The following is a 25670-nucleotide window of genomic DNA, read 5'->3' on the forward strand; positions in this document are numbered from 1 at the left end:
GGGGGGGGGGGGGGGGGGGCGGGGGGGGGGGCCGCGGGGGGGGGGGGGGGGGGGGGGGGGGGGGGGGGCGGGGGGGGGGGGGGGGGGGGGGGGGGGGGGGGGGGCGCCGGGGCGGCGCGAGGGAGGCGCCGCCCGGGTGTCGCTCGGGGATGGGACTACAGGTGAACGGCCATGCTGTAGACGATTTCGAAGCGGTCGCCGGGAAGCACGATGTCGCTCGTTTCCACGGGACGTTCGCCCGCCCAGTGGGTGCGTTTGAGGTGCAGGACGTGGACTCCCGCCGACAGGTCGAGGGCGTCGATCTCGGCGGGCCGGGGGACCCGGGTGTGCACGCTCTCGATGATCTCGGTCACCTTGATCCCGTAGGAGGAGAGCCTGCCGATCAAGCTGCGCCGTTCCTCGTCCGAGTGGGGGGCGAACTCGAGCGGTTCGTAGGAGGTGGCGAGCTGGAGGGGTTTGCCGTCGCCGCGGAACACGTAGTGGGTTCTGGTGAGGGTGGTCGACTCCTCGACGCGGAGACGTTGGGCGATCTCGGGGGTGGCTTCCACGGGTTCGCTGTGCCAGTCCCATGTGACGCGCCTGCCCTGGCTCTGCAGGTCGGCCGCGAACGGGGCCTGATGATCGTGGAAGCGCCAACGATGCAGGGGAGCGAGGTCCGGGCGCTCCCTGACGTAGTGTCCCGAACCCACCCGACCGAAGATGAGCCCTTCGCCGGCCAGTACGCGGAGCGCGTGGCGGGCGGCGGTCTCGCCGACCTGGTACTTGCGGGTCAGCTGCGCCCGTGAGGGGATGGGCGCGCCGGGGGGAAGGGTGCCGTCGTTGATCTGCCGCCGAATGTCTTCGACGACGCGCAGGTAGACCGGATCGGAACTTGCCACTAGTCCATCCCTGAGGTTGCTGTGAGGCGTTGCCCCATGTTGCCGTATTCGGCAGGTAACCCACCGTCATCGAATGGACTTGGAGTTCCAACTTTGGATTGGTCGGAAAATAATTCTGAGATCTCTGTAACGCGGGCGTAAGGTGCGGCGATTCTCCGGTAGAGGTCGTCGATGTGTGTACCCCCGAGCACATATCGGCGACCTCTTCCATGCGCGGAGCTTTCCCTCCAAACCGCCTATCCCGTACGGCAAGCCGCCCCCACCGTCACCCCTGGCACGTGGCCGGCGTCTGTCCAGGGATACGCGTCACCGAGCGCGCGTGGCCGGGCACCCCAACGGAAGGTCCTCCCAACGGGAGCCCATCCCGACGAATGGTTCTCCCCATGGGAAAACGGTCACGCTGAGCGACGGGCGACGTGACGGCGGCCCGCCGGAGTCCTGCCGCAGTGGCGTGATGGACGGGCGGTTCAGCGGTGACCACGGTGGCCTCTCGGGGTGCTTGCCGTAACGCCCGGACCGGGCGAGGACCCGCGCCGACGCGAGTGCCCGGGCACGCTTGTGTGCCCTCTCAGGTCGAACCGCGCCCCCGGCACTGTACGGGCGAACCGGAATCCGCTCATCCCTGCGGTGCAGTATTGCGGGACTACTCCCGGCGTCGTAGTCCGGCGGGTCGCTGATCCCGGTGGGGTAGCGGCGGATACCCCGCGTGTGGGACGCCGTGGAGCCCCGGCTCGACGACGATTGCCGGTCATGAGAACCCCAGTCAGGTACATCCACGGTGCGGCGCTGCTGGCCACCGGGCTGCTCGCGGGCGCGTTCGGGTACGGCGCGGCCAACGTGATCCCCACGTTCGGGGCTGTCCCGCTGGATGTACGGCCGCCGGCCCGGTCCCGGACGGCTACACCGAGATCTTCCAGCGGTGGGAGCTGTTCCACACCCTGCGCACCCTGACCGCGCTGGCCGCTTTCGTCCTGATCGTCACTGTCGCCGTCGTTGCCCGGCCCTCTACCCGCTAAGGAAAGATCATGTTCTTGCGTATCGCGATCACCGCGCAGACCGTCGCCCTGCTGCTCCAGGCGGTCACCGCCGGGCTGCTGCTAACCTCGCCCGGCGGCCGGATGGCGCACAGCGCCACGGCCGTCGGTGTCGTGGTCACCGTGCTGCTGCACCTGGTCGCCGCGCTGGTGTCGCGGCGGGTGGGCGCCATCCTGCCCGCCGCCGGCATGCTGGTGATGACGCTGGCCCAGGTGGCGCTGGGCATGGCGCACGTGAAGAGCCTGCATGTGCCGCTCGGCGTGCTGATGTTCGGCGTGAGCATGGCGCAGCTGGCACGGCTCTGGTCCGTCAGCCGCACTCAGACGGCGTCGGCATGACGATGACCAGACGGCAGGCGCTGCGGCTGTTCGGCGTGGGCGCGGCGCTGAGCGTCTCGGGCTGCTCGCTGCTGGGCCGTACCCCGCTTCCCCAACTCCTGACGAGCGGCGCGCCGCTGCCCAAGCCATACATGGTGCCGCTGCCGTTTCCCGCGGTGGCCAAGCCGTATCGGGCCGACGCGAGCACCGACTACTACGAACTCGTCCAGCGCTCCGCCGAGGTGGAGATCCTGCCGGGCCTGCGCACCCCGATCTGGGGGTACGGCGGGCAGTTCCCCGGCCCCACCATCCGGGCGCGCACCGGCCGGCGGACCGTCGTGCGCGTCACCAACCGCCTGGCCGCGCCAACGGTCACCCACCTGCACGGCGGTCACACCCCGCCGGAGTCCGACGGCTATCCCACCGACCTGGTCCAGCCGGGTGCCCACCGCGACTACGTCTTCCCTCTGGAGCAGCGGGCGGCCACGCTCTGGTACCACGACCACCGCATGGACTTCACCGGGCCGCAGGTCTGGCGCGGCCTGGCCGGGTTCTTCCTCGTCGGCGACGACGAGCAAGACAAGCTGCCGCTCCCGTCGGGAGAGCGGGACGTGCCGCTGCTGATCTGTGACCGGTCCTTCGACGCCGACGGCGCCATGCCCTACCCGGGCAGGCACGACGGCCCCGGCGCCCGCGAGGCGTTCATGGGCGGCGTGCTGGGCGACGTCATCCTGGTCAACGGCGCGCCCTGGCCACAGTTCGGGGTCGATCGGGCCCGCTACCGGCTGCGGCTGCTCAACGGCTCCAACGCCCGCACCTACGAGCTGGCACTCTCCCCCGGCGGCACCCTGACCCAGATCGGCAGCGACGGCGGGCTGCTTGCGGCGCCCCGTTCTTTGGAGCGAGTACGGCTGGCGCCGGGCGAGCGCGCGGACGTGATCGTCGACTTCGCCGCCTACCGGGTCGGTGACCACATCGAGCTGCGCAACCTCCTGGGGGAAGGGCCGCAGGCCAGGGTGATGCGCTTCACCGTCGAGCGCGACGCCCACGACGACTCGGCGATCCCGGAAACGCTCTCGCACATCGAGCCTCTCGACCCGGCCACGGCCGCGGTGACCCGCGACTTCGAGTTCACCAGCGGCGACCTGCACGGCCACACCGGCTGGCTGATCAACGGCAAGCCCTTCGACGCCCGTCGCGCCGATGCCAGGCCCAAGCTCGGCCAGGTGGAGATCTGGCGGCTCACCAGCGACGTCGCCCACCCCGTCCACCTGCACCTGGCGCCCTTCCAGGTGCTGTCGGCCGGCGGCGAAAGACCGATCGGGCCGCCCGAATGGAAGGACACCGTCGAGCTGCGGGAGGCGCAGACCGTGGAGATCATCACCCGGTTCACCGGCTACCGGGGCCGCTACGTCCTGCACTGCCACAACCTCGAACACGAGGACATGGCCATGATGAGCACGTTCGAGGTGGTCTGATGCCCGACTTCCACGCCTTCCTGACGCGGCTGCCGTACGAGCTGGCCTTCAGCCAGGAGGACCCGGCCACGATCGTGGACCGCTACTACACCCCCGACCTCGAATACCGCAACGACGGCATCACCCTCGACCGCCAGCGGCTGATCGACCACGCCGGCCCGGCCCGCAAGAATTCCCGTGAGCTGAACATCCAGGTCCACGAGACACTGCTCGACGGCGACCGGGCCGCCGCCCGCTACACCATGACCGTCCGGACCAGGAAGGACAAGACCCTGCAGATCGAGGTCTACCTGTTCGCCCAGCTCGCCCCCGACGGGCGGGTCCGCCGCGTCGACTCGATCACCAGGACCGCCAACCCGTGAACGTCACCCTCATCGGCTCCACCGGCCGCACCGGCCGCCACGTCCTGGCCGAGGCGCTGCGCCGCGGCCACCAGGTCACCGCCGTCACCCGCAACGCCGCCGCCCTGGAAGTGCAGCCGTACGCCGTCGTGGGCGACGGCCGCGACCTGGAGAAGATGCGCGGCCGTGGCGGGCGCCGACGCCGTGATCTCCATCATCAACGGCGGCGACAGCCGCGACCCGCACCACGCGGCCCAGGCCACCCGCACCGTCATCCAGGCCATGACCGAGAGCGGAGCCCGGCGGCTCGTGGTCACCACGCCCTATCCGATCGTCGCCCGTCAGCCGCACCTGAGCGGGACGCCAACGCCGGTGTCGCGAGTTCCGGGCCTTGCCCGCTTCATGCTTCCGGGTAGTCAGTCCGGAGGGCGGCAGTAGTCCCAATGTCCTGCCTCTCATTGGGGCCCAACCGAGCTGCAAGTCACGTTCTCGATCCTGTGATCATGCGCGTGAACAAGATGACGTGGCCGATGGCCGTTCTCGCCCTGACCACCGTGCTCACCCTCCCCCGCATCTCCGACAGTGGCACCCAGGTGTTCCATCCCAGCCAGTTCGGCATCAGCTCCCCGCAGACCGCCTTCGGCAAAATCCTTAACCACTGACAACCGGCTTGTTGTGGGTGTCGACGATCAGGTGGTGCTTGGAGCCGGGAGGGCCTCGGTCGACGGGTGAGGGGCCGACGTGGTCCCCCCTTTCAGCGCGCGGATGTGGGAGCCGTCGACGGCCCCACCCACGGCGGTGCGGGCGAAGAGCGGTGGCCCCGCGCACGGGGGTGCGGGCGAAGAGCGATGGCCCCGCGCACAGGGGCGTGGGTCAAGGCGATGGCCCCGCGCACGGGGGGCGGACCGAGGCAGCGGCGCGGGGGCAGGCCGGAGCGGTGGCTCCCTTGGCGGAAGAACGGGCGGGTCCGGGCGGAGTGGGGCAACGGCTCGGAAATGGCGTTATGGGGGTGGCGGGGTTCGGGACATGAGGGAATCCGGGTACCGTTCGCACTATGGCATCGCCCTCACGCACCTCCGAAGCCCCCTTCGGCCGCATGCTGACCGCCATGGTCACGCCGTTCACCGCCGACGGCGCCGTCGACTACGACAACGCACGCAAACTGGCGACCTACCTGGTCGACGAGCAGCGCAACGACGGTCTGATCGTCAGTGGCACCACGGGGGAGTCGCCGACCACCAGTGACGCGGAGAAGGAGCGTCTGCTGCGGGTCGTGCTGGAGGCCGTCGGAGACAGGGCGACCGTCGTCGCGGGTGTCGGCACGAACGACACCCACCACAGCATCGAGTTGGCCAGGCAGGCCGCGAGGGCCGGCGCCCACGGCCTGCTCGTCGTGACGCCGTACTACAACAAGCCGCCGCAAGAGGGTATCTACCGGCACTTCGCGGCCGTCGCGGACGTGACGCCGCTGCCCGTGATGCTCTATGACATTCCCGGCCGCACCGGCGTCCCCATCCACACCGATACGCTGATCAGGTTGTCGCAGCACGAGCGGATCGTGGCCGTGAAGGACGCCAAGGGCGACTTCTTCGCGGGTTCCATGGTGATGACCGCCACCGACCTGGTCTTCTACTCGGGTGACGACGCGCTGAACCTGCCGTGGCTGTCGGTGGGCGCGGCCGGGTTCGTGAGCGTGGTCGGCCACGTGGTGGGCGCCGAGCTGGCCAGGATGATCGAGCTTCACAGGGCGGGCGAGGTCGCGCAGGCGACGGCCGTTCACCGGCAGTTGTTGCCCGTGATCGACGGCATCATGAACCGCGCCGGCGGCGCGATCATGGTCAAGGCGGCGCTCAACCTGACGGGCCGCTCTGTCGGCCCGATGCGGCCTCCACTGGTGGAGGCCACCCAAGAGCAGATCGCCGAGCTGCGAGCATGTCTCGTGGCCGGCGGAGTGAAGTTGGTTGACTAATGGAAACGGGGAGGAACGGAGATATTGAGCTCACGATTTAACCGACCTGGGGGCAGCGTATGAGCCACCCGCATCCGGAACTCGGTCCCCCGCTGCGGCTACCCGATGGTGGGTTGCGCATCGTGGCACTCGGCGGTCTCGGTGAGATCGGCCGGAACATGGCGGTCTTCGAGTATGGCGGCCGCCTGCTGATCATCGACTGCGGGGTCCTGTTCCCCGATCCCGAGCAGCCGGGCGTCGACCTGATCCTGCCCGACTTCGAATACATCAGGGACCGCCTCGACGACATCGAGGCGCTGATCCTGACGCACGGCCACGAGGACCACATCGGCGCCGTGCCCTACCTCCTGCGTGAGCGGCGCGACATCCCGCTCGTCGGGTCGAAGCTGACGCTGGCCTTCATCGAGGCCAAGCTGACCGAGCACCGCATCCAGCCGGAGAAGGTGCAGGTCGTGGAGGGGGAACGGCACCAGTTCGGGCCGTTCGAGTGCGAGTTCCTCGCGGTCAACCACTCCATCCCCGACGCGCTCGCCGTCGCCGTGCGCACGCCCGCGGGCATCGTCCTGCACACCGGCGACTTCAAGATGGACCAGCTGCCCAGCGACGGGCGGCTGACCGACCTGGGCGGGTTCGCCAGGCTCGGCAGCGAGGGCGTCGACCTGCTGATGTCCGACTCGACCAACGCCGAGGTGTCGGGGTTCGTCACCTCCGAGCAGGAGATCGCCCCCGTCATCGACGAGGTGATCCGCACCTCGACCAAGCGCGTGATCGTGGCGAGCTTCGCCTCTCACGTTCACCGCGTCCAGCAGGTGATCGACGCCGCCGAGAAGCACGGCCGCAAGGTCGCGCTCGTCGGCCGCTCGATGGTGCGCAACATGGGCGTGGCCCGCGACCTCGGCTACTTGCGCGTTCCGCCGGGTCTGATCGTCGACCCGCGCGACCTCGAGCTGTGGCCGCCGGAGGACGTCGTGCTGATCTGCACGGGCTCGCAGGGCGAGCCGATGGCGGCGCTGTCGCGCATGGCCGACCGCGACCACGCGATCCGCATCGCGGCCGGCGACACCGTGCTGCTGGCGTCCTCGCTGGTGCCGGGCAACGAGACCGCGGTCAACAAGGTCATCAACGGACTGACCAGGTGGGGCGCCCGCGTGGTCCACAAGGGCAACGCGAAGGTGCACGTGTCGGGGCACGCGGCGGCCGGTGAGCTGCTGTATGTGCTCAACCTGACGCGTCCCTCGAACTTCATGCCCGTGCACGGCGAGTGGCGGCACCTGCGGGCGCACGCCAAGCTGGCCGCGCTGACCGGCGTGCCGGACGATCACATCGTGATCGCCGAGGACGGCGTCGTGGTCGACCTGGTCGACGGCCGAGCCAAGATCACCGGCGCCGTGCAGGCCGGGTACGTCTACGTGGACGGCACCTCGGTCGGCGAGATCACCGACACGTCGCTGAAGGACCGGCGCATTCTCGGTGACGAGGGGTTCGTGTCGGTCGTGGTGGTGGTCGACTCCAACACCGGCAAGCTCACCGCGGGGCCAGAGATCCACGCGCGCGGGTCGGGCATCGACCCGGAGCGGTTCGAGGAGATCATCCCGGTGATCGAGAAGGCGATCGAGCAGAACGCCGCCGATGGCGTGGTGGACATCCAGCAGATCCGCCGCATAGTCCGCAGGACGGTCGGACGCTGGGTGAGCGACACCTACCGCCGCCGCCCGATGATCATCCCGGTGGTCGTCGAGGTCTGACCCCGTCTCCTCGCAGAACCCCAGGCCCGTCCCCCACGCCCGCCGGCCGGTGGGACGCGGCCCGGGGTTCCCGGGGGTCCATTTCGACGCCGCCCGCGGTTCCAGGGGCTGCCCACCCGAAGAATCTAATCTCGGGGCGTTCGCGAGCTGGGGTTTCGGGCATCGTACGGCGGAGCGGTCGAGACGCGGTGGCTGCCCGCCGTTCCCGTCTTCCCGCAGAACGTCAGCCCCTGTCCCACGCGCATGGGCTCCGGAGAACCGCAGCGGTCGGCGAGCGGTCAGGCGTCGCGGCGGCGGAGGAGCAGCGCGCCCGCCAGGAGCGGCACAACCGCGTACAGCGCCAGCACCACCCCCGCCACCACCGGAGGCAGCAGCGCCCCGTACACCGACGATGTCAGGTCCGCGCCCGAGATCTCCCGGGGAAGCGCGCCGATCATCACGGACCCGAGCCGCTCGCTCCAGGGCTCAGGCAGGTTCCCCACCACGATCGGGATCACGTACACCAATCCCACGAGCACCGCGATCGCCCCCGCCGCGGAGCGGAATGCCGCGCCGAGCCCCAGGCCGATCAGCGCGAACACCGCCACCGTCACCGACGAGGTCACCAGCGTCGGGAACCGCTCGCCGAACGACGCCACGGGATACCGGCTCTCCAGCATCGCCTTGGCCATCGCATACGTCACGAACACCACGATGGGGCCGACGACGAGCCCGAGCCCGCCCACGACCGCGGACTTGGCCATCAGCACGGGCCAGCGTCGCGGCACGAGGGCGAGACTGGTCCTGATCAGCCCTGTGGCGTACTCGGAGGTGATCGTCAGCACGCCCATGATCCCCATGCACAGCTGGGGGACGATCAGCACCACCTCCTCGAGCTCCGCGATCCGCGCGCTGCGCCGCATCGAAGCGGGAGCGCTGTCGTACATGCCGATCGCCGAGAACGCCACCGCGACCGCGAGCAGGATCGCCCCGAGGCTGAGCCCCACGAGTAGGTGGCTGGACCGGATCGAGCGGATCTTCACCCACTCCGAGGCGAGCACCTTCACGAGTCCCTCCGGTGGGGTGGGGCGAGCACCTTCATGGGTTGCTCCGGCGGGGTGGGGCGGGCGTCTTCACGAGTCCCTCCTGCCGGGAGGGGCGGGCGTCATCAGGCGTCTTTCCGATCGAAGGCCACGAACGCGGCGGCCAGCGCGATCGCCGCGTATCCGACGAGTACGGCCACCGCCACCGCAGGAGGCAGCAACCCGTCGAGTCGCGTGGAGATCCGGTCGCCCGCGATCTGCGGCACCAGGTTCGGCAGCATCCACGCGCCGACCCTGACGTTCCACGGCGGCGGCAGGTAGGGCGCGATCCCGGGCAGCACGAACAGCAGCCCGACGACGGATCCGATCGCCGCGGCCGTCGATCGGGTGATCACGCCGAGTCCGAGCCCGACCAGCGCCGGCACCGTCACCGACAGCACCGACCCGAGCAGCAGCGGCAGGTCGTCCCCGAGCGAGCCCGCGTTGTAGCCGACCGCGCGGTCGCCCGCGACGAGGTGGCTGACGGCGTAGGTCGTGAAGATCACGACGATCGCCGTGACCGACGTCGTGGCCGCCACCACGGCCGTCTTGGCCAGCAGCAGTGTCCGTCGGCGGGGCACGGCGGTGAGCGAGGGGCGGATGGTGCCCGTGCCGTACTCGGCGGTGATGGCCAGCACGCCGATCACGGCCAGGCTGATCTGGACCAGCGGGAGGAACCCCTCCTCGGGAGCCGCGGCCCTGATCGAGCCGCGCTGATCGGCGAGCGTCCCGACGTAGAGGCTCCATGCGGTGCCGAGGACGACCATGAGCGCGGCGGCGCCGACGGCGTAGTGGGTGGAGGCGACCGAGCGGAGCTTCAGCCACTCCGAGGCGATCACAGGGTGGCTCCGTACTCGACGCAGCCGGCGGTGAGGGCGAGGTAGGCCGACTCCAGGGAGTCGTAGCCGTCGGTGAGGTCCTTCATGGCGGACTCGACGATCAGGCGGCCCCTGCCGACGATGACGATCCTGTCGGCCGTCAGCGCCATCTCGCTCATGAGGTGGCTGGACAGCAGGACGGTCCTGCCCTCGGCCGCCAGCGAGCGCATCAGGTCGCGGATCCAGCGCACCCCGTCGGGGTCGAGCCCGTTGACCGGCTCGTCGAACATCAGCACGCCCGGGTCGCCGAGCAGAGCGGCGGCGATGCCGAGCCGCTGCTTCATGCCGAGCGAGAACCCGCCGGCCTTCTTGCGGGCCACGCCCGAGAGCCCGACGCGTTCGAGGACCTCGGCGACGCGCATGGGCCCGATCCCGTTGGTGAGGGCCAGGCTGAGCAGGTGGTTGTAGGCGCTTCTTCCCGGGTGCAGGGCGTTGGCGTCGAGCAGCGCGCCCACCTCGTGCAACGGCCTGCGCAGGCTCGTGTAGCGGCGGCCGTTGACCAGGGCCTCGCCGGAGGTGGGCGCGTCGAGGCCGAGGACCACCCGCATCGTGGTGGACTTGCCCGCGCCGTTCGGGCCGAGGAAGCCGGTGACGTGTCCTGGTTCGACGGTGAACGACAGGCGGTCGACGGCGCGCGTCGCGCCGTACTTCTTGGTCAGTTCTCTCACTTCGATCACCCCCTCACGGTCGGGTACGGCCCGCGCCCCGCACATCGGACCTGGGTATGACGCGGCACGAGCCGGCCGCCGGATAGCGTGCGGGGCGTGGACTTCACCAGGCGGCTGACCCGCGGCCAGCTCATCGCGCTCGACTGCGTGGCCGGATGGATCGTCGCGTCGGTCGCCATGACGTCCGCGGCCGCCGCGCCGGTGCCGCTGTGGGGAAAGGCGGCCCTCGCGCTCGGCCTGGGGGTTCCGCTGGCGGTGCGCAGGCTGTGGCCGGTCGGGGTCTTCGTCGTGGTCTTCGCGGTGGGGCTGGCGGCCGGCTTCTCGGGCGTGGTGAGCGGCGCCTACGTCGCGCCCGCCTACGCGCTCTACACGGTGGCGCTGTCCCGCTCGGGCAGGGCGCCCACCACCGCGATCGCGGTCGTCACCGTGGTGGCGGTCCTCTCACTGGCCGTGGCCGGCGCGCCGGTGGGCTGGGCGCGCGGGGCGGGAGACGTCGTCATGGGGATCGCCGCGCTGGGCGGGTCGTGGACCGTCGGGCGGGCCGTACGCGAGCGGCGGATCTACGCGGCGCGCGCGGCCGAGCGGCTGGTGACGGAGGAGCGGCTGCGCATCGCCCGCGAGTTGCACGACGTCGTCGCGCACAGCATGGGCCTCATCGCGGTCAAGGCGGGCGTCGCCAACCACGTGATGCGCACCAGGCCCGAAGAGGCGCACGACGCTTTGAAGGTGATCGAGACCGCCAGCCGCGACGCGCTCACGGAGATGCGCCACCTGCTGGGGGTGCTGCGCACCGAGCCGCCGGACCTGCGTCCCGTGCCCGAGCTCGGAGAACTGGCCGAGCGCGCCGGACTCGCGGGCGTGAAGGTCGAGCTGGCGGCGTCAGGGCTGGAAGGGCTTCCGGACGGTGTACGGCTCGCCGTCCACCGTATCGTTCAGGAGGCGCTCACGAACGTCGTCAAGCACGCCGCCCCCGCCCGCTGCACGGTGACGGTGACGGTGGCGGCGGACGGCGGGCGGGCGCACGTCGAGGTGACGGACGACGGCCCAGGCCATGGGGTGCTGTCGCAGAAGGGCCAGGGACACGGCCTGGTCGGAATGAGGGAGAGGGTCACGATGTACGGCGGAGCGTTCTCGGCGGGGCCGCGTCCCGAGGGCGGCTTCCGCGTGGCCGCGACCATTCCCTACGTATGATCCGCGTCCTCATCGCCGACGACCAGGTCCTGCTGCGCGGCAGCTTCAGGGTGCTGGTGGACAACGAGCCCGACCTCAGCGTGGTCGGCGAGGCGGGAACCGGCGCGCGGGCGGTCGAGCTCGCCATCGCCACGCGACCCGACGTGGTGCTGATGGACGTCAGGATGCCGGAGATGGACGGCATCGAGGCCACCCGCAGGATCGGCGACACGGCCAAGGTGCTGATCGTGACCATGTTCGACCTCGACGCCTACGTCTACGCGGCGCTGCGGGCGGGGGCGTCGGGATTCCTGCTCAAGGACACCCCTCCCGCCGACCTGCTGGCGGCGATCAGGGTCGTCGCGGCGGGGGAGGCGCTGCTCGCGCCCACGGTCACGCGCAGGCTCATCGAGGAGTACGCCCGCCCCTCGGTGCGCGGGCTCGAAGGGATCACCGACAGGGAGCGCGAGGTGCTGACGCTGATCGCCCGCGGCCTGTCCAACACCGAGATCACCGAACGCCTGCACCTCAGCATGGCCACCGTCAAGACGCACATCGGCCGCCTGCTGACCAAGCTCGGCGCCCGCGACAGGGCCCAGTTGGTCATCGCGGCGTACGAAAGCGGGCTCGTTGTACGGTCGGGGACATGAAGGTCGTTTTCCGCAAGTACGGCGGCTCCCTCCACTGGCACCACCCGGCCAGGCTACTCGGCGAGGACGTACACGGTGTGTGGGTGGGATGCGAGGCAGGCACGACGGGGGCCAAGGGCGACGGTCCGCAGGTGGTGTGGGAGCGCGCGTTCGTGATGCTGTTCCCGAGGAACGAGTGGTGGGTCGCGCTGTTCAACGACGAGGGCCACAAACTGGACGTCTACGTCGACATCACCACGGTGCCCGAGTGGAGCGACGGTGAGGTGACGATGGTCGACCTGGACCTCGACGTGGTGCGCACGCGGGAGGGGCGGGTGTTCGTGGACGACGAGGACGAGTTCGCCGACCACCAGGTGCTGCTGGGCTACCCGCCTGAGGTGATCGCGCGGGCGGAGAGCGCGGCGGCGGCGCTCACGAAGGCCGTCACGGATCGCCTCGCCCCGTTCGACGGTGCCACCCACCTGCCCTACCTCTCCCAGGTCCGCTGACCACCCCCCGACCCCCTCCTGCCCGTCCGGTTCCCTTGGGGTCCGTCTACTGTCGCGTCCGGGTCTCGGGCGGTCCGTCATCGCGGCCGCCCGGTTCCTCCACCGTCTGTCTCCACGGCTCGGGCGCCGGTCTGTCCGGCGCGACGTTACGGGCGGGGCCGGAGTCCGGCTGGAGTGGCGTGAAGGACGGGCGGTCAGGGCGCGAAGAGCCGAATGGCCTCGGTGAGGGCGGCCAGCCGCGCGGCCGAGGCGAGCCCCACGTGGTACAGGTGCAGCTCGTCCGCCCCTGCCTTCGCGTACGCGGAGAACGACGCGGCCAGCTCCCCTGCGTCGGTGGGCTTGGGCGGCAGGAACAGCGCGTAAGCGCCGAGCCGCTGCCCCTCCGCGAGGTCGGCGGACAGCCGTTCGAGGTTGGCGGTGGCCTCCTCCTGGGTGCCCCAGCACATCGCCACCAGTCCGTCGAACGAGGGGTCGCCGGCGTGGAGGGTGGCGAACGGGCCCGCCGCCCACGGGTCGGGATTGGCGTGGGTCCTGATCGGCAGATCGGGGGACAGCTCCCGCACCGCGTCGACGAGCCTGGCACGCAGCGAGGCCGCCAGTCCCGTCCGCCGCTCCCGCACGCCCTCGGCGAACTCAGGGAGCGCCTCCTCCACCGACTCGGGCCGGCCGTCGATCGCCGTCCGGACCAGCGCTCTCAGCTGGTCGGCGTCGGCGTGGCCGGGAACGCATGCCGTACAGAAGCAGAGCGAGAGCAGCGCCGCGTGCACGGACGTCCAGTCGGCGCCGCCGGTCTTCTCGTGGACGCTCTGGTGGCCGAACCCCATCGGCCCGCACGCCTCCAGGATGATCCCGTCGGGCGCTCCCACCGAGACGATCTCCCGTACCAGCCGCTCGCAGTACTCGCCGACGTCCTCGTGAGAGGGACACAGGGCGTAGGGGTACGGGTCGCCGAAGGCGTTGCGCACGACCAGGTCGGGGTGCGTGGCGCCGAGGTGGCTGCTGTGGGTCAGGACGGTCCACGCGTGCACGGGCAGGCCGACCGCTCTGAGCGCGTCGCGGGCCTGAAGGAAGGAGTCGGGCGGGGCCCATGTCGGGTTCGGCGGGACGAGCCGGCCCCACGCCGCCTGCCGTACCGGGAGGTAGAAGGCGGAGTAGGGCACGTCGAGCACCCGGTGCGCGGGGTGGAAGGGGGTGGCGGCGCGGGTGGAGTGGTAGGAGGCGGCCAGCGCGACCTCGTCGACGCCCAGCGCGGCGATCCTGGCGGGCGCGGCCGGGTCGCCGACGATGTCCCAGGGGTAGACGTAGGCGATGTTCACCGGCGTCACCACCGGGGACGGCTGTTGACGAAGGAGGGGTCGAACCTGCGCATGTAGCCGGTGTCGTCGCGGGAGGTGAGCCCGCACTTGAGGTACTGCTCGTGCATCACCGCGAGCGCGTCCCTGTCCAGCTCGACCCCGAGGCCGGGTCCCGTCGGCACGGGCACCGCCCCGTCCACGAACCTGAGCGCGCCCGGCGCCACCACGTCCTGGCCGTCCTGCCATGGCGTGTGCGTGTCGCAGGCGGTGGCGACGTTGGGGACCGCGGCGGCCAGGTGCGTCATCGCGGCCAGGCTGATCCCGAGGTGGCTGTTGGAATGCATCGACAGCGAGATCCCGAACGTCTCGCAGAGCCGCGCGAGCTGCACGGAGCGCTCCAGGCCGCCCCAGTAGTGGTGGTCGGAGAGCAGCACTCCGATCGCCCCCTCCCTGATGGCGGGCGGCAGGTGCTCGAACGTCACCACGCACATGTTGGTCGCCAGCGGCATCGGGGCCCGCTCCGCGACGGCCGCCATGCCGGCGATGCCGGGGGTGGGGTCTTCCAGGTACTCCAGCGTGCCGTCCAGCGCGTGGGCGACCTCGACGGAGGTCTCGACCGACCAGACCGCGTTCGGGTCGAGGCGGAGCGGGTGGTCGGGGAAGGCCTCGCGCAGCGCGCGGATCGCCTCGACCTCCCTCATGGGCTCGTACACGCCGCCCTTGAGCTTGATGGAGCGGAAGCCGTACTCCTCGATCAGCAGCCGCGCCTGCGCCACGACCCCTTCGGGATCGAGCGCCGCGCCGAACCTGTCGTCGGGCTCTCCGGGGTGGCCCGCCCACTTGTAGAAGAGATAGGCGCTGTACGGCACGGCCTGCCGTACGGCGCCGCCGAGCAGGTCGCTCACCGGACGGCCCGTCGCCTTGCCGCGGATGTCCAGGCAGGCGACCTCGAACGGCGAGTAGACCCTGTCGACGCTCTTCTCCTTGGTGGCCGCGCCGGTCAGCCCGTGCAGGTCGCTGACGACGTCGCCGACGAGAGCGGAGACGCGGGAGTAGATCTCGTTCTGGGCGTGTACGTCCAGGCCGACGAGGGCAGAAGCCGCGGAGCGCACCTTTTCCAGATGGGCCAGGTCGCCGTAGGTCTCGCCAAGCCCTGACAGGCCCTCGTCGGTGACGACCTCGACGATCGTGCGCAGTGCCCACGGTTCGTGGACTCCGGCGGCGTTGAGCAGGGGCGGGTCGCGGAAGGCGACCGGGGTGACAGTGATCTCTGTAATGTTCATATATGTGAACAACCGCCAGAATTGTGGACGACTGTCGGTACTGTAAGAATCGGGCCGAGCGAGTGTCAAGGGCACGCTAGAGTGAAGTGTGATATTGCATAGGGGTGAAGCGATGATCCACGCATACGATCCGCGCACCGGCGAGGTCTTCGGCGACGGGGTCCCCGAGACCACCGACCTCGGGGTGGACGCCGCCGTCGAGGCCGCCCTCGCGGCAGGGGCCGCCTGGCGGACGGCGAGCAGGCCCGAGGTGCTCGAGGCCGTCGCCGCCGCGCTGGAGGCGAACGTCGAGGAGCTCTGGGCGGTCGCCGACAGGGAGACCGCGCTCGGCGAGACCAGGTTGCGCGGCGAGGTGGCCCGCGCGGCCAGTCAGTTCAGGCTCTTCGCCGACGTGCTGCGCGACGGAGGGTACCTGGAGGCGATCATCTCGGTGCAGGCGGACGTGCGCCGGATGAACCGTCCGCTGCCCGGCGTCGTCGGCGTCTTCTCGGCGTCGAACTTCCCGTTCGCCTTCTCCGTGGCGGGCGGCGACACGGCCTCGGCGCTCGCGGCCGGATGCCCCGTCGTCGTCAAGGCGCACCCCGCGCACCCGCTGACGTCCGAGCTGTCGGCGGAGGTCATCAGGTCGGCGCTGCCCGATCCCGCGCTCCTCGGTCTGGTCCACGGCCTGTCGGCGGGCAAGCGGCTCGTCCAGCATCCCGAGGTGGCCGCGGTCGGCTTCACCGGGTCGATTCCCGGCGGCAAGGCCATCCAGGCGCTCATCGGCGAGCGCGAGGAGCCGATCCCGTTCTACGGCGAGCTCGGCAGCGTGAACCCGGTCGTCGTCCTGCCCTCGGCCGCGCGCGAGGGGCTCGCCGGCGGCTTCGCCGCCTCGCTCACGCTCGGCGCGGGACAGTTCTGCACCAACCCCGGCCTGGTGTTCGCGCCCGACGACCCGGACCTGGTCGCCTCACTCGGTACGGCGGTGGCGGGCAGCAACGGCTCGGCGATGCTGAGCTCGCGCATCAGGGAGGGCTACCTCCAGGGCGTCGAGCGCCTGTCCAAGCTCACGCTGCTGGCCGAGGGGACGCAGGGCGAGGGGGAGTGGGCGGTCGCGCCCAAGGTCTTCACCATCGACCTCGCCGCCTTCGCCGCCCAGCTGCCGTCGGTCGCCGAGGAGTGCTTCGGGCCCTCGTCGATCGTGGTCACCTACAACGACGTCGCCGAGCTGATCGAGGTGCTGGTACGGCTCGACGGCTCCCTCACCGCCACCGTGCACGCCACCGACACCCGGGAGGCGCAGCCGGTCGCCGAGGCGCTGGCGCTGAAGGCGGGGCGGCTCATCTGGAACGGGTGGCCCACCGGCGTGGCGGTGTGCTGGGCGATGCACCACAGCGGCCCATGGCCGGCCAGCACGGCGCCCCAGCACACATCGGTGGGCGCGATGGCGATCCGCAGGTGGCTGCGTCCGACGGCGTACCAGGGGTGGCCGCAGGACCTGCTGCCGGCGGAGCTGCGGGACGACAATCCCACGGGCATCCCTCAGCGCATCGACGGCTGACCCCGGCGGCCGGGGCCGGTCCTTCGAGGGCGCGGTGTCGCCCTCGAAAGGAGCTCGGCCCCGGCCTTCGGGCGTGGCGCGGCGCCACGCCCGAGGGTCACCCCGCCAGCTCCAGCCCCGCCGCGATGATGCGCTCCAACTCGGCGACATGTTCGGGGGCGGCGTCGACCAGCGGTGCGCGCACGCTTCCCACCTCCAGCCCCCGCAGCCGCACCCCCGCCTTCACCAGCGACACCGCGTACCCGGGCACCAGGTCCCTGAGCTCCACCAGCGGCAGGTAGAAGCTCGTGAGGAGCCGCTGCACCATCACCTCGTCCCCGCCCGTCACCGCCTTGTAGAAGGCCAGCGCGATCTCCGGCGCGAACGCGAACACCGCGCTGGAGTACAGCGGCACTCCGAGCCCCCGGTACGCGGGCACGGTCAGCTCGGCCGTCGGCAGCCCGTTGAAGAAGGTGAACGGGCGGTCCGTGGCCTGCCGTACGCGGAGGATGATCCGCTGGAGCAGGTCGAAGTCGCCCAACCCGTCCTTGAACCCGATGACGCCGGGCAGCGAGGTCAGCTCGACCACCGCCGAGGGGGTGAAGCGGGCCGTACCGCGCTGGTAGACGATGATCGGCAGGTCGGTGACGGCCGCGACCTGCCGCACGTAGGAGACCAGGCCCGTGGCGGGGGCGTTCACGAGGTAGGGCGGCATGAGCAGCAGCCCGTCGGCGCCCGCCTCCGCGGCGGCCCGCGCGCACTCCTGGGCGAACGGCAGCGACCCGCCCGCACCGGAGAGCACCGGCACCTGGCCCGAGGCGGCCGACACGGAGGTGGACACCACGGCGGAGTACTCGTCCAGCGCCAAGGCGTTGAACTCGCCCGTGCCGCAGGCGGTGAACACGCCTCCCGCTCCCGCCGCGACCCCCTTGGCCACGTGGGCGGCCAGCGCGTGGCCGTTCACGGAGCCGTCCTCACCGAAGGGCGTCACAGGGAAGAAGAGAACACCATCAAGACGCATTTCTTTCCTCCAGAGAACGCGCCGGATGATGTGTTATCGGATGCCCTCCCGGCGCAGAGTGGCAGCGAACCTGCGGGTGTGCCTGATGACCGCTTCGGCGATCCGCTCGATCTCCTCCCGGGGCAGCACCGCGGGCATCGAGCAGCTGATGGCGTCGGTGGCGGGGATGCGGTAGTCCACGGCCACGGCCACGCAGGCCACGCCAGGCGTGCCCTGCTCGCGTTCGAGCGCGTAGCCGCGGGCACGGACCTGGTCGAGTTCGTCGGTGAGCTTGGCCAGGTCGGTGATCGAATGCTCGGTGAGCGCGGGCAGCGGGTCGGGCAGCAGCGCGGCCACCTCGTCGTCGGTCAGCTGCGCCAGCAGCGCCTGGCCGAGCGCGGTGACACTCGCGGGCAGCCTGCGGCCCACCCTGGAGATCGCGTGCCGGTCGCGCGACTCCCTGGTGGCCAGGTAGAGCACGTGCCCGTCGTCGCGGCGGGCGAAGTGGACCGTGTGCCCGATCTCCTCCCTCAGGTCCTCCAGCGCGTCGTGCGCCAGGGGCAGGGCGGGATCCTTGTCCAGGTAGGCGGTGCCGGTCAGCAGCGCGTGTGGACCGATCCCGAAGGAGGAGGCGCCCGCCTCCGTCTCGATCCACTTCAGCTCGACGAGCGTGCGCATGAGGGCGTGCAGGCTGCTGCGGGGGAAGCCGGTGCGCTGCTGGAGCTCGGACAGCGTCAGGCGCTCCGGCGAGGCCGCCAGCGTTTCGAGGATCCGGACCGTTCGCTCGGCTGACTTGACCATCGAGGGCTCCATGGGTGCCAGAATAATGGATGCCATCCATGTACATGGACATCTAACCCTTGATAGCGCCGCTGGTAAGACCGCGCATGAACTGCCGCTGGAAGGCCAGGAAGGCGATCACGGACGGCAGCAGCGCCAGCAGTGACGCGGCCAGCAGGACGCCGATGCCGACCTCCTCGTCCGAGCGGAGCGAGCGCAGCGCGATCGGCAGCGTCCAGTGTTCCGACTCGTTGGCCACGATCAGCGGCAGCAGGTACTGGTCCCAGATCATGGTGAACCCGAAGACGCCGATCACGCCGAGCGCCGGCTTGCACAGCGGCAGGATGATCGTGAAGAACGTGCGCAGCTCGCCCGCACCGTCGATCTTCGCTGCCTCCTCCAGCTCGACCGGCACCTCCTTCATGAACTCGGTCATGACCAGGATCGAGAAGCCCCACGCGCCGACCGGCAGGATCATGCCCGCGTAGGAGTTGATCAGGTTGGCGTGGATGACGGGCATGTCGGCCAGCACCAGCGAGAGCGGGATCGCGATGATCTCCTCGGGCAGCATCATCGTGGCCAGCATGATCAGCATCACGAACGACATGCCCCTGAACCGCTTGCGCGCCAGCGAGTAGGCGGCGAAGACGCTCACCACCATCTGCAGCGCGAGCCCGAACCCCACGACCACGAAGGAGTTGAACAGGTAGAGGTAGACGTTCTTGTCCGCCGCCTGGGTGAAGTTCTCCAGCGTGAACTCGTCGGGCCACAGCGTGAAGCTGGTCGGGTCGAGCGTCTTGCTGAACGCGCTGACAAGCAGGCCGACCAGCGGCCCGGTGAAGACCAGCACCATCATCGAGTAGACGAGGATCTTGCCCGTCGTCGCCAGCGGCCCCTTGCGGGACTCCAGGCCGAGCGCGCTGTCGAATCTCATGCCGCCTGCCTCCTGCGCATCAGCTGGACCAGCACGGTGAGCACCAGTGTGGCGGCGAACAGCACGATGCCTCCCGCTGCCGCGATGCCCAGCTCGCTGCGCTGGAACCCGAGCTTGTAGATGAGGGTCATGAGCACCTCGGAGGAGCCGTTGGGCCCGCCGTTGGTGAGCACGTACACCTCGACGAACACCCGCAGCCCCCGGATGGCCGCCAGCGTGAAGAGGATCCAGAAGACGGGCCGCAGCGCGGGCAGCGTGATGTGGCGCAGCCTGGACCAGGTGTTCGCCCCGTCCACCGCCGCCGCTTCGTACAGGGTCCTGTCGATCCCGACCAGCCCCGCCAGGAAGATCATCATGTCGTACGGCGTGCCGCGCCAGATGCTCATCCCCATGATCGACCAGAGCGAGGAGTGCTCGCTGGCCAGGAACGGCTGGGGGTCGAGGGCGATCCAGCCCAGGATGCTGTTGAGCATGCCGGTGTCCCCGGGGTGGTACATGATCCGCCACACCTCGGCCACCGCCGCCATCGTGGTGACCACGGGCAGGAAGGCCGCGGTCCTGACGAACCACAGGTAGCGGGCGGGACCCTCGATGAGCAGGGCGAGCACGAGGCCGAGGAGCAGCGACCCGATCGTCGTGCCCACGGCCAGGACGAGGCTGTGCCAGACCGCGCCGACGAACGCGTCGTCCGACATGATCGTCCGGTAGTTGTCGAGCCCGGTCCACTCGTCGCCGAGGAAGGGCTGGACCTTGAAGAAGCTCATCCTCAGGCCCTCGAACATGGGGATGAACTTGAAGTACAGGAACAGGATCAACGCGGGGGCGAGGAACAGCCACGCGACGGCGGTGCCGCGCCACCGCCCCTGCCGGGGGCGGCGGCGCGGTGCCGTACGCTGCTCGGGCCGCGTGAGCGTCGTGGTCACGATGCCTTCTGGGCCTGCAGTTCCGAGGTCAGCTTGGTCGCCAGGCCGTCCATGCCCGCCTTCACGTCGGCGGTGCAGTCGGCCCACACCGCGTTGATGGCGTCGGCCGAGGTCTGCCTGATGGGGGCCCAGTTGGGCACGGGGGAGCTGTAGACGGCGTCGGCGTAGGCCTCCTGGAACACCTGCCACCGGGGGTCGGTCCGCTCGGCGGCCATGTCCACGCCCTTGTTGACGGGGAGCCTGACGATCGCGCCGTTGGCGTCCTTGTTCATGCCGATCTTCTGGCCATCGGGGGAGACGGCGAACTCGGCGAACTTCTGCTGGCCCTCCTCGTTGGCGGAGCCGGCCATGAGGTAGACGTTCTCGCCCTCGCCGAGGGTGCCGGGGCCGCCGGAGGGACCCTTGGGCACCTTGACGACCTCGAGCTTGTCGGTGCCGATGCTCTTGACGAACCTGGCCAGCACGTAGGGCCCGACGAGGTAGATGCCGCCCTGGCCCTTCTCGAACACCTCGTGGGTGACGGTCGTGTCGTTGCTGACCGCGCCGGGGTTGACCGTCTTGGCGACGCAGAACTGGTCCTGCAGCCACTTGACCGCCTCGACGGTCTTGGGGTCGGCCACCGCGGGGGTGAACTTGCCGCCGCCGCTGTCGGTGAGGAAGGTGCCGCCGTTGGCGTAGATCATCGAGGAGGCATACCACGAGGCGTAGCCGCGCTTGGTGCCCGCGGGGGCGACGAAGCCGTAGGTGTCCTTCTGGCCGTTGCCGTCGGGGTCCTGCTCGGTGAAGGCCTTGGCGAGCTTCGCCAGATCGTCCCAGGTCTGCGGCGGTTGCAGACCGACCTTCTCCCTCCAGTCCTTCCTGATGATCAACGCGAACGCCTGGGCTGAGAACGGCGCCGCGTAGTACTTGCCGTTGCCCGCCTGGGCGGCCTGCCACGCCCGGTCGGCGAGCTGGTCGCCGCCCTTGAGCTTGGCCTTGTCGACCTCGCGCAGCCAGCCCTGCGTCTGCATGTTGCCGAGCTGGGCGGTGTCGTTGATGACGATGTCGGGCAGGTTCTTCTGCGCCGCCTGCTGCTGCAGCTTGGTCTCGAAGTCGTCGAAGAGGGCGACGACCTTCGTCTTGACCCCGCTGGCCTTGGTGAACGCGTCGGCCAGCTTCACGGCTGTCTTGGCGGAGTCGGAGTCCGGCGCCTGCCGGATCCAGATCTCCAGGGCGTCGTCGCCGGAACCCCCGCCGGAGCCGCAGCCGGACAGGGTGACGGCGAGCGCCGTGACAATCGCGGCCCCGAGCAGATGACGTGGCATCAGACCGCCTCCTTGTTCACATACATGGATGTGTATCGCAGATGTGTACTGCGTTCATGCGACCGTAACCAGTGGCCTAGATCACGTCAATATTCCATGTATGTGAATTACGGCCATACCCGTGTACAACAGTCACCATGCGTATCCTTGTCACCGGCGCGGCCGGGAAGGTCGGCACCTTGCTCCGCCCGCTGCTCGCCCGCGATGGACGGATCCTCCGCCTGTCCGACGTGGTCCCGCTGGAGGCCGGTCCAGGCGAGGAGGTCGTCGTCGCCGACCTGACCGACGCCGCCGCCATGGCCGCCGCCATGAAGGGCGTCGACGCCGTCATCCACCTCGGCGGCCAGAGTCGCGAGCACCCGTGGGCCGACATCGTCGAGGCCAACATGAACGGCACCTACGTCCTGATGGAGGCCGCCCGTCAGGAAGGGGTACGGCACGTCGTGCTCATGGGCAGCCACCACGCGGCCGGCTTCCACACCCGCCCCGTCGACGGCGCCGACCTGCCCGACTACGCCTTCCCCCGCCCCGACACCCTGTACGGCGTGAGCAAGGTCGTGATGGAGGCGCTGGGCAGCCTGTACCACGACAGGTTCGGCATGAACGTGACGGTCGTCAGGCTCGGCACCTGCAACGACGGCTCCTCCGACACCAGAGGGCTGGCCACCTGGATCTCGCCGGGCGACTGCGCGCGGCTGCTGGAGGCGGCGATGGAGGCCGACGGGTACCACGTGGTGTGGGGCGTGTCCGACAACGCCCGCAGATGGTGGTCACTGGAGGAGGCGAAGGCGATCGGCTACGAGTCGCGCGACGACTCGGAGGGGCACGCCGCCCCGATCATCGCCGAGCAGGGTGAACCCGACCTGACCGAACCCCTGCACGACAGGGCCGGCGGCGTGTTCACCCTGCGGGAGCTGGGCGGGCGCTGGTGACCCGCCCGCGATGTCAGTTCTCGGGGGTGAAGGCGGGGTCGCTGGTCAGGGCCACCCTGTCGAGCTTGGCGCCGTCCTCGCGGTAGGCGAAGGCGACCGTGTGGGGGCCGGGGGACAGGCCGGCGGTGACGGGGACCTCGGCCCAGTGCCAGGAGGTGCCGAGCGGGATCCCGTTCCACTGCGTCCACGCGCCGCCGTCCAACCGGACCCAGAAGGAGTCGTCGCCGTCGTTCGCGGCGATCACCCTGGCGTAGACCTTGTAGGCGCCCTGCTCGGGGACGGCGAAGGTGAGCGTGGCGTGTCCGGTGGAGGGGGCACTCGTCTTGCTGTTGTTGCCGGGGGCGACCGTCACGTAGGAGCGGCCTGAGGCCGCGGGGTCGGACTCGGTCCGCATGGGCGCGGTGACCGTGCCCGACTCGGGCTCGCCGTACAGGGTGACGGGGTTGCCCGGGATGGGGGTGGAGTTGGTGGCGCGCACGCGCAGGGCGCCCCCCGAGGTGTTGGTGCCCGTGACGGTGTAGCCGGAGACGCCGCTGACGCCCACGTCGTAGGCGCTGGACGAGCCGCGCTCGGCCACCACGCCTTCCAGCTTGACGTTCGAGCCGTCGTCGACGATGAAGCCGGGCCTGCCGTCGTTGTCCTCGAAGGTGGCCCGGGAGCCGCCGTCGAACGTGAGGCCGGTGACGTGCCTGGCCCAGAACCCGTAGGCGGGGCGGGTGCCGTAGTCGCGGGGCGGGTAGGTGGTCGGGAACTCGCCCGGCACGCGGTTCGCGTCCGAGGCGGGGTGGCCGCCTGGCACGTCGAGCTTGACGCCGGTGAAGGTGAGGTCGGGGCCGATGTCGACGGCGGGCGTGCCGGTGATGGTGCTGGTCAACTCGGATCCGCCGGTCGTGCCTGACGGCTCGGGCGCGGTCAGGTTGCTGCCCGTCACGTTGGTGAGGTGGATGTTCCTGATCCGGCCCGCGGGCGGCGAGCCCGGGCAGCGCCTGCGCTCACCGATCTTCATGAAGACGGGCGTGGTCGTCTTGTTCAGCGTGACGTTGGTGTAGTGGACGTCCTCGATGGTCGCGCCGTCCATGGAGACCATGCCGATCCCGGCCTTGCCCGCGCCCAGGACGGTGACGTTCTCGAACCTGACGTCGCGGAAGTCGCCGCAGGTCTCGGAGCCGAACTGGAGCGCGTTGTTCTCGTGGGAGTAGACGACCGTGTCACGCACGCGGATGTTCTGGCTGGTGTAGGTGTGGCCGAGCGCGTAGTCGCTCTTGAGGGCGATCGCGTCGTCGCTGGCCTCGATGCGGCTGTTGGTGACGGTGACGTTCCAGCTGTTGATCAGGTTGATGCCGTCGCGGACGCCCTGGTCGGCGTTGACGGTCTTCAGGTTGTCGATCGTGACGTCATGGCAGCCGTTGAGCAGCGCCATGAAGTGGCCGCCCCGCCTGATCGTGATGCCGGTCAGGCTCACGCGGGCGCACTCGGTGAGGGCGATCGCCTTGTTGCCCGCCCCCGACGGCGGCGAGTTGCTGGTGGACAGCTTGCCGTCGCCGTCGATGACGCCGGAGCCGGTGATGTGGAAGTCGGTGATGCCGCTTCCCCACATCAGCGAGTTGTGGAAGTGGCTGTGGCCGAAGTCCTGGTAGTCGTCGAAGGGGTTGGCCTCGGGGGCGTCCATGCCGCCCGCCGCGGCCTTGATCGTGGCTCCCGCGTCCAGGCGCAGGGTGATGCCGCTCTTGAGGTGGATGGTGCGCGACCTGTAGGTGCCGGAGGGGAAGACCACCACGCCGCCAGGGGCCGCGGCGGCGGCGTTGATCGCCCTGTCGATGGCGTCGTCGTCGTTGGTCGAGCCGTTGCCCGTCGCGCCGTAGTCGCGCACGTCGAACTCGGCGGCGGCTTCGGCGGGCAAGGCGGTGAGCCCGAGGGTCAGCAGGACGAGAACGAACAGGCCACGTAACATGATCGCCTCCAGCGATCTCGGGGGACCTGGACTCGATTGCAACCGATTGCATGAAACATTGGTACCGTCCGCCGGGAACGTCAAGGCCCAAGTGCCGGCCGATGGTGCAATCGCTTGCATATCCCAGGCGGCCGCCACAAACGGAGGTTAACGCGCCGGTCGGTCGGTGATCAGGCCTCGACCAGCTCGGTGCGCCAGCTTCGCTTGGCCGTCCAGCCGAGCAGCCGCTCGGCCTTGGCGGAGGTGAAGGCGGGTACGGCGCTGGTCAGCGTGCGGGCGGCGGCCGCCGTGGTGGGGACGATCTCGGGCAGCAGCTCGGCCAGCGGCGCGCGGGCCAGGGCGTCGGCCGCCCCGGCGAAGAACACCTCGCCGCTCGGGATGCCTGGCAGCCGGTCGAGGAGGGCGGCGACGAGGTCGGAGGCGTCCCTGGCGTCGATGTAGTTGAACAGCGAGACCCCCGCCAGCTCGGGCCTGTCCAGCCGCTCGGCCATCGTGTGGCCCTGCTGCGTGGGAGCTCCCGCCCACTCCTCGGGCGCGACGACGTAGCACGGTCTGACGGCCGCGAACCTGGTGGAGGACGCGCGCGCGAAGGTGGCCATCACCTGCTCGGCCACCTGCTTGGACAGGCCGTAGGCGTTCCACGGCTCGGTGGGGTGCTCCTCGTCGATCGGCAGGTAGCGCGGCGTCCACGCGGGCGTGCCGTACCCGATCACGGTGGGGCTGCTGGCCACCACGACGCCGCCGACGCCGGTGGCCGCGGCCGCCTCGCACACGTTGAAGGCGAGCTGGGTGTTGGTGCGGAAGGTCACCCCCTCCGTCCTGCTGAAGGGGGTGGCGATGGCGGCCAGGTGCACCACGTTGTCCGGCCTGAACCGCGCCATCACCTCAAAGGCCTCGCCCAGGTCGGTCAGGTCGGCGGGCAGGGTCGCGGCGGCCTGCGGGGGGGTGCCCGGCACGGTGTCGATCCCGATCACCTCGTGACCCGCCTGCGCCAGCGCGGTGACGACGCTGCGGCCGAGCCGTCCCGCGCTGCCCGTCACCAGAGTTCGTGTCATCGGCTCTTCACCACTC

24 protein-coding genes and 3 pseudogenes are annotated in these 25670 nt (G+C 70.3%); 13 read left to right on the forward strand and 14 right to left on the reverse strand.

Going from position 1 to position 25670, the window contains the following annotated elements; translation table 11 throughout:
* Nucleotides 1–155 precede the first annotated feature (155 nt).
* Nucleotides 156–878 (reverse strand): GntR family transcriptional regulator, encoded by a 723-nt coding sequence (locus tag AB0B45_RS41655; RefSeq protein WP_358142912.1) that lies wholly within the window; start codon nucleotides 876–878, stop codon nucleotides 156–158.
* A 1025-nt stretch (nucleotides 879–1903) separates the two neighbouring features.
* On the opposite strand from AB0B45_RS41655, the gene AB0B45_RS41660 reads away from it, so the two are divergent.
* The 6 genes and pseudogenes from AB0B45_RS41660 to AB0B45_RS41685 all read left to right on the forward strand — a co-directional run bounded on the left by AB0B45_RS41660 (nucleotide 1904) and on the right by AB0B45_RS41685 (nucleotide 4711).
* On the forward strand, nucleotides 1904–2251 hold the full coding sequence (locus tag AB0B45_RS41660; RefSeq protein WP_358142914.1) for a hypothetical protein: 348 nt from the start codon (nucleotides 1904–1906) through the stop codon (nucleotides 2249–2251).
* Nucleotides 2248–3708, forward strand: a complete 1461-nt coding sequence (locus AB0B45_RS41665) for a multicopper oxidase domain-containing protein (RefSeq protein WP_358142916.1) — start codon at nucleotides 2248–2250, stop codon at nucleotides 3706–3708. Before AB0B45_RS41660 ends, AB0B45_RS41665 begins: the two co-directional genes overlap by 4 nt.
* Complete coding sequence (locus tag AB0B45_RS41670) at nucleotides 3708–4070, forward strand: nuclear transport factor 2 family protein (protein ID WP_358142918.1); 363 nt, start codon at nucleotides 3708–3710, stop codon at nucleotides 4068–4070. The genes AB0B45_RS41665 and AB0B45_RS41670 overlap by 1 nt, the downstream gene beginning before the upstream one ends.
* Nucleotides 4067–4201: pseudogene (locus AB0B45_RS41675) on the forward strand (NAD(P)H-binding protein); the annotation flags it as partial. The gene AB0B45_RS41670 and the pseudogene AB0B45_RS41675, both read left to right, overlap by 4 nt.
* Before the next feature lie 34 nt (nucleotides 4202–4235).
* Nucleotides 4236–4487, forward strand: a complete 252-nt coding sequence (locus AB0B45_RS41680) for an NAD(P)H-binding protein (RefSeq protein ID WP_358142920.1) — start codon at nucleotides 4236–4238, stop codon at nucleotides 4485–4487.
* A 65-nt stretch (nucleotides 4488–4552) separates the two neighbouring features.
* Nucleotides 4553–4711, forward strand: coding sequence for a hypothetical protein (locus AB0B45_RS41685; RefSeq protein ID WP_358142922.1), 159 nt, complete (start codon nucleotides 4553–4555; stop codon nucleotides 4709–4711).
* A 19-nt stretch (nucleotides 4712–4730) separates the two neighbouring features.
* Here the strand turns inward: AB0B45_RS41685 and AB0B45_RS41690 are convergent.
* Nucleotides 4731–4834, reverse strand: a pseudogene (locus AB0B45_RS41690) (IS5/IS1182 family transposase); the annotation flags it as partial.
* A gap of 269 nt (nucleotides 4835–5103) precedes the next feature.
* On the opposite strand from AB0B45_RS41690, the gene dapA reads away from it, so the two are divergent.
* Together dapA and AB0B45_RS41700 are read left to right on the forward strand one after the other, a co-directional pair.
* Nucleotides 5104–6018: a 4-hydroxy-tetrahydrodipicolinate synthase gene (dapA, locus tag AB0B45_RS41695; RefSeq protein WP_358142924.1), complete on the forward strand. Its 915-nt coding sequence runs from the start codon at nucleotides 5104–5106 to the stop codon at nucleotides 6016–6018.
* Nucleotides 6019–6077: 59 nt separating this feature from the next.
* A complete protein-coding gene (locus AB0B45_RS41700) occupies nucleotides 6078–7763 on the forward strand; it encodes a ribonuclease J (protein WP_358142926.1) in 1686 nt (561 codons plus the stop codon).
* Nucleotides 7764–8041: 278 nt separating this feature from the next.
* Here the strand turns inward: AB0B45_RS41700 and AB0B45_RS41705 are convergent, their stop codons facing one another.
* The 3 genes and pseudogenes from AB0B45_RS41705 to AB0B45_RS41715 form a co-directional block, all read right to left on the reverse strand.
* The gene (locus AB0B45_RS41705; RefSeq protein ID WP_358142928.1) at nucleotides 8042–8809 is read right to left on the reverse strand and encodes an ABC transporter permease; all 768 of its coding nucleotides are present in this window, start codon (nucleotides 8807–8809) and stop codon (nucleotides 8042–8044) included.
* Between the two features lie 101 nt (nucleotides 8810–8910).
* Nucleotides 8911–9663 carry an ABC transporter permease subunit gene (locus AB0B45_RS41710; protein WP_358142930.1) on the reverse strand — a complete coding sequence of 251 codons (753 nt, stop codon included), beginning with the start codon at nucleotides 9661–9663 and terminating at the stop codon, nucleotides 8911–8913.
* 74 nt (nucleotides 9664–9737) lie between these two features.
* Nucleotides 9738–10379 (reverse strand): annotated as a pseudogene (locus tag AB0B45_RS41715) (ATP-binding cassette domain-containing protein); the annotation flags it as partial.
* 87 nt (nucleotides 10380–10466) lie between these two features.
* Here AB0B45_RS41715 and AB0B45_RS41720 point away from each other — a divergent pair.
* From AB0B45_RS41720 to AB0B45_RS41730, 3 genes are read left to right on the forward strand one after another with little or no spacing between them, the layout of a single operon-like run.
* Entirely contained in the window at nucleotides 10467–11561 is a 1095-nt protein-coding gene (locus AB0B45_RS41720; RefSeq protein WP_358142931.1) for a histidine kinase, read from the forward strand.
* Nucleotides 11558–12190, forward strand: coding sequence for a response regulator transcription factor (locus AB0B45_RS41725; RefSeq protein ID WP_358142933.1), 633 nt, complete (start codon nucleotides 11558–11560; stop codon nucleotides 12188–12190). The genes AB0B45_RS41720 and AB0B45_RS41725 overlap by 4 nt, the downstream gene beginning before the upstream one ends.
* Complete coding sequence (locus AB0B45_RS41730) at nucleotides 12187–12678, forward strand: DUF402 domain-containing protein (RefSeq protein ID WP_358142935.1); 492 nt, start codon at nucleotides 12187–12189, stop codon at nucleotides 12676–12678. Before AB0B45_RS41725 ends, AB0B45_RS41730 begins: the two co-directional genes overlap by 4 nt.
* A gap of 194 nt (nucleotides 12679–12872) precedes the next feature.
* On the opposite strand, the gene AB0B45_RS41735 is transcribed toward AB0B45_RS41730, so the two are convergent.
* Both AB0B45_RS41735 and AB0B45_RS41740 read right to left on the reverse strand, forming a co-directional pair.
* Nucleotides 12873–13994, reverse strand: a complete 1122-nt coding sequence (locus AB0B45_RS41735; RefSeq protein WP_358142937.1) for a hypothetical protein — start codon at nucleotides 13992–13994, stop codon at nucleotides 12873–12875.
* A gap of 5 nt (nucleotides 13995–13999) precedes the next feature.
* A complete protein-coding gene (locus AB0B45_RS41740; RefSeq protein WP_358142939.1) occupies nucleotides 14000–15256 on the reverse strand; it encodes a glucarate dehydratase family protein in 1257 nt (418 codons plus the stop codon).
* A gap of 112 nt (nucleotides 15257–15368) precedes the next feature.
* Here AB0B45_RS41740 and AB0B45_RS41745 point away from each other — a divergent pair, with 112 nt between their 5' ends.
* The gene (locus tag AB0B45_RS41745) at nucleotides 15369–16796 is read left to right on the forward strand and encodes an aldehyde dehydrogenase (NADP(+)) (RefSeq protein WP_358142941.1); all 1428 of its coding nucleotides are present in this window, start codon (nucleotides 15369–15371) and stop codon (nucleotides 16794–16796) included.
* Nucleotides 16797–16893: 97 nt separating this feature from the next.
* Here the strand turns inward: AB0B45_RS41745 and AB0B45_RS41750 are convergent, their stop codons facing one another.
* From AB0B45_RS41750 to AB0B45_RS41770, 5 genes are read right to left on the reverse strand one after another with little or no spacing between them, the layout of a single operon-like run.
* A complete protein-coding gene (locus AB0B45_RS41750) occupies nucleotides 16894–17796 on the reverse strand; it encodes a 5-dehydro-4-deoxyglucarate dehydratase (protein ID WP_358142943.1) in 903 nt (300 codons plus the stop codon).
* A gap of 33 nt (nucleotides 17797–17829) precedes the next feature.
* Nucleotides 17830–18576: an IclR family transcriptional regulator gene (locus tag AB0B45_RS41755; protein WP_358142944.1), complete on the reverse strand. Its 747-nt coding sequence runs from the start codon at nucleotides 18574–18576 to the stop codon at nucleotides 17830–17832.
* A 52-nt stretch (nucleotides 18577–18628) separates the two neighbouring features.
* Nucleotides 18629–19489: a carbohydrate ABC transporter permease gene (locus AB0B45_RS41760; protein ID WP_358142946.1), complete on the reverse strand. Its 861-nt coding sequence runs from the start codon at nucleotides 19487–19489 to the stop codon at nucleotides 18629–18631.
* Complete coding sequence (locus AB0B45_RS41765; RefSeq protein ID WP_358142948.1) at nucleotides 19486–20412, reverse strand: sugar ABC transporter permease; 927 nt, start codon at nucleotides 20410–20412, stop codon at nucleotides 19486–19488. The genes AB0B45_RS41760 and AB0B45_RS41765 overlap by 4 nt, the downstream gene beginning before the upstream one ends.
* Entirely contained in the window at nucleotides 20409–21716 is a 1308-nt protein-coding gene (locus tag AB0B45_RS41770; RefSeq protein WP_358142950.1) for a sugar ABC transporter substrate-binding protein, read from the reverse strand. The genes AB0B45_RS41765 and AB0B45_RS41770 overlap by 4 nt, the downstream gene beginning before the upstream one ends.
* Nucleotides 21717–21853: 137 nt before the next feature.
* Here AB0B45_RS41770 and AB0B45_RS41775 point away from each other — a divergent pair, with 137 nt between their 5' ends.
* Nucleotides 21854–22648, forward strand: coding sequence for an NAD(P)-dependent oxidoreductase (locus AB0B45_RS41775; protein WP_358142952.1), 795 nt, complete (start codon nucleotides 21854–21856; stop codon nucleotides 22646–22648).
* Nucleotides 22649–22661: 13 nt separating this feature from the next.
* On the opposite strand, the gene AB0B45_RS41780 is transcribed toward AB0B45_RS41775, so the two are convergent.
* A complete protein-coding gene (locus AB0B45_RS41780; protein ID WP_358142954.1) occupies nucleotides 22662–24599 on the reverse strand; it encodes a glycosyl hydrolase family 28 protein in 1938 nt (645 codons plus the stop codon).
* A 170-nt stretch (nucleotides 24600–24769) separates the two neighbouring features.
* Nucleotides 24770–25654, reverse strand: coding sequence for an NAD(P)-dependent oxidoreductase (locus AB0B45_RS41785; protein ID WP_358142956.1), 885 nt, complete (start codon nucleotides 25652–25654; stop codon nucleotides 24770–24772).
* Between the last annotated feature and the right edge of the window lie 16 nt (nucleotides 25655–25670).

The organism is Nonomuraea sp. NPDC049152 (assembly GCF_040648355.1).
Taxonomy (GTDB): domain Bacteria; phylum Actinomycetota; class Actinomycetes; order Streptosporangiales; family Streptosporangiaceae; genus Nonomuraea.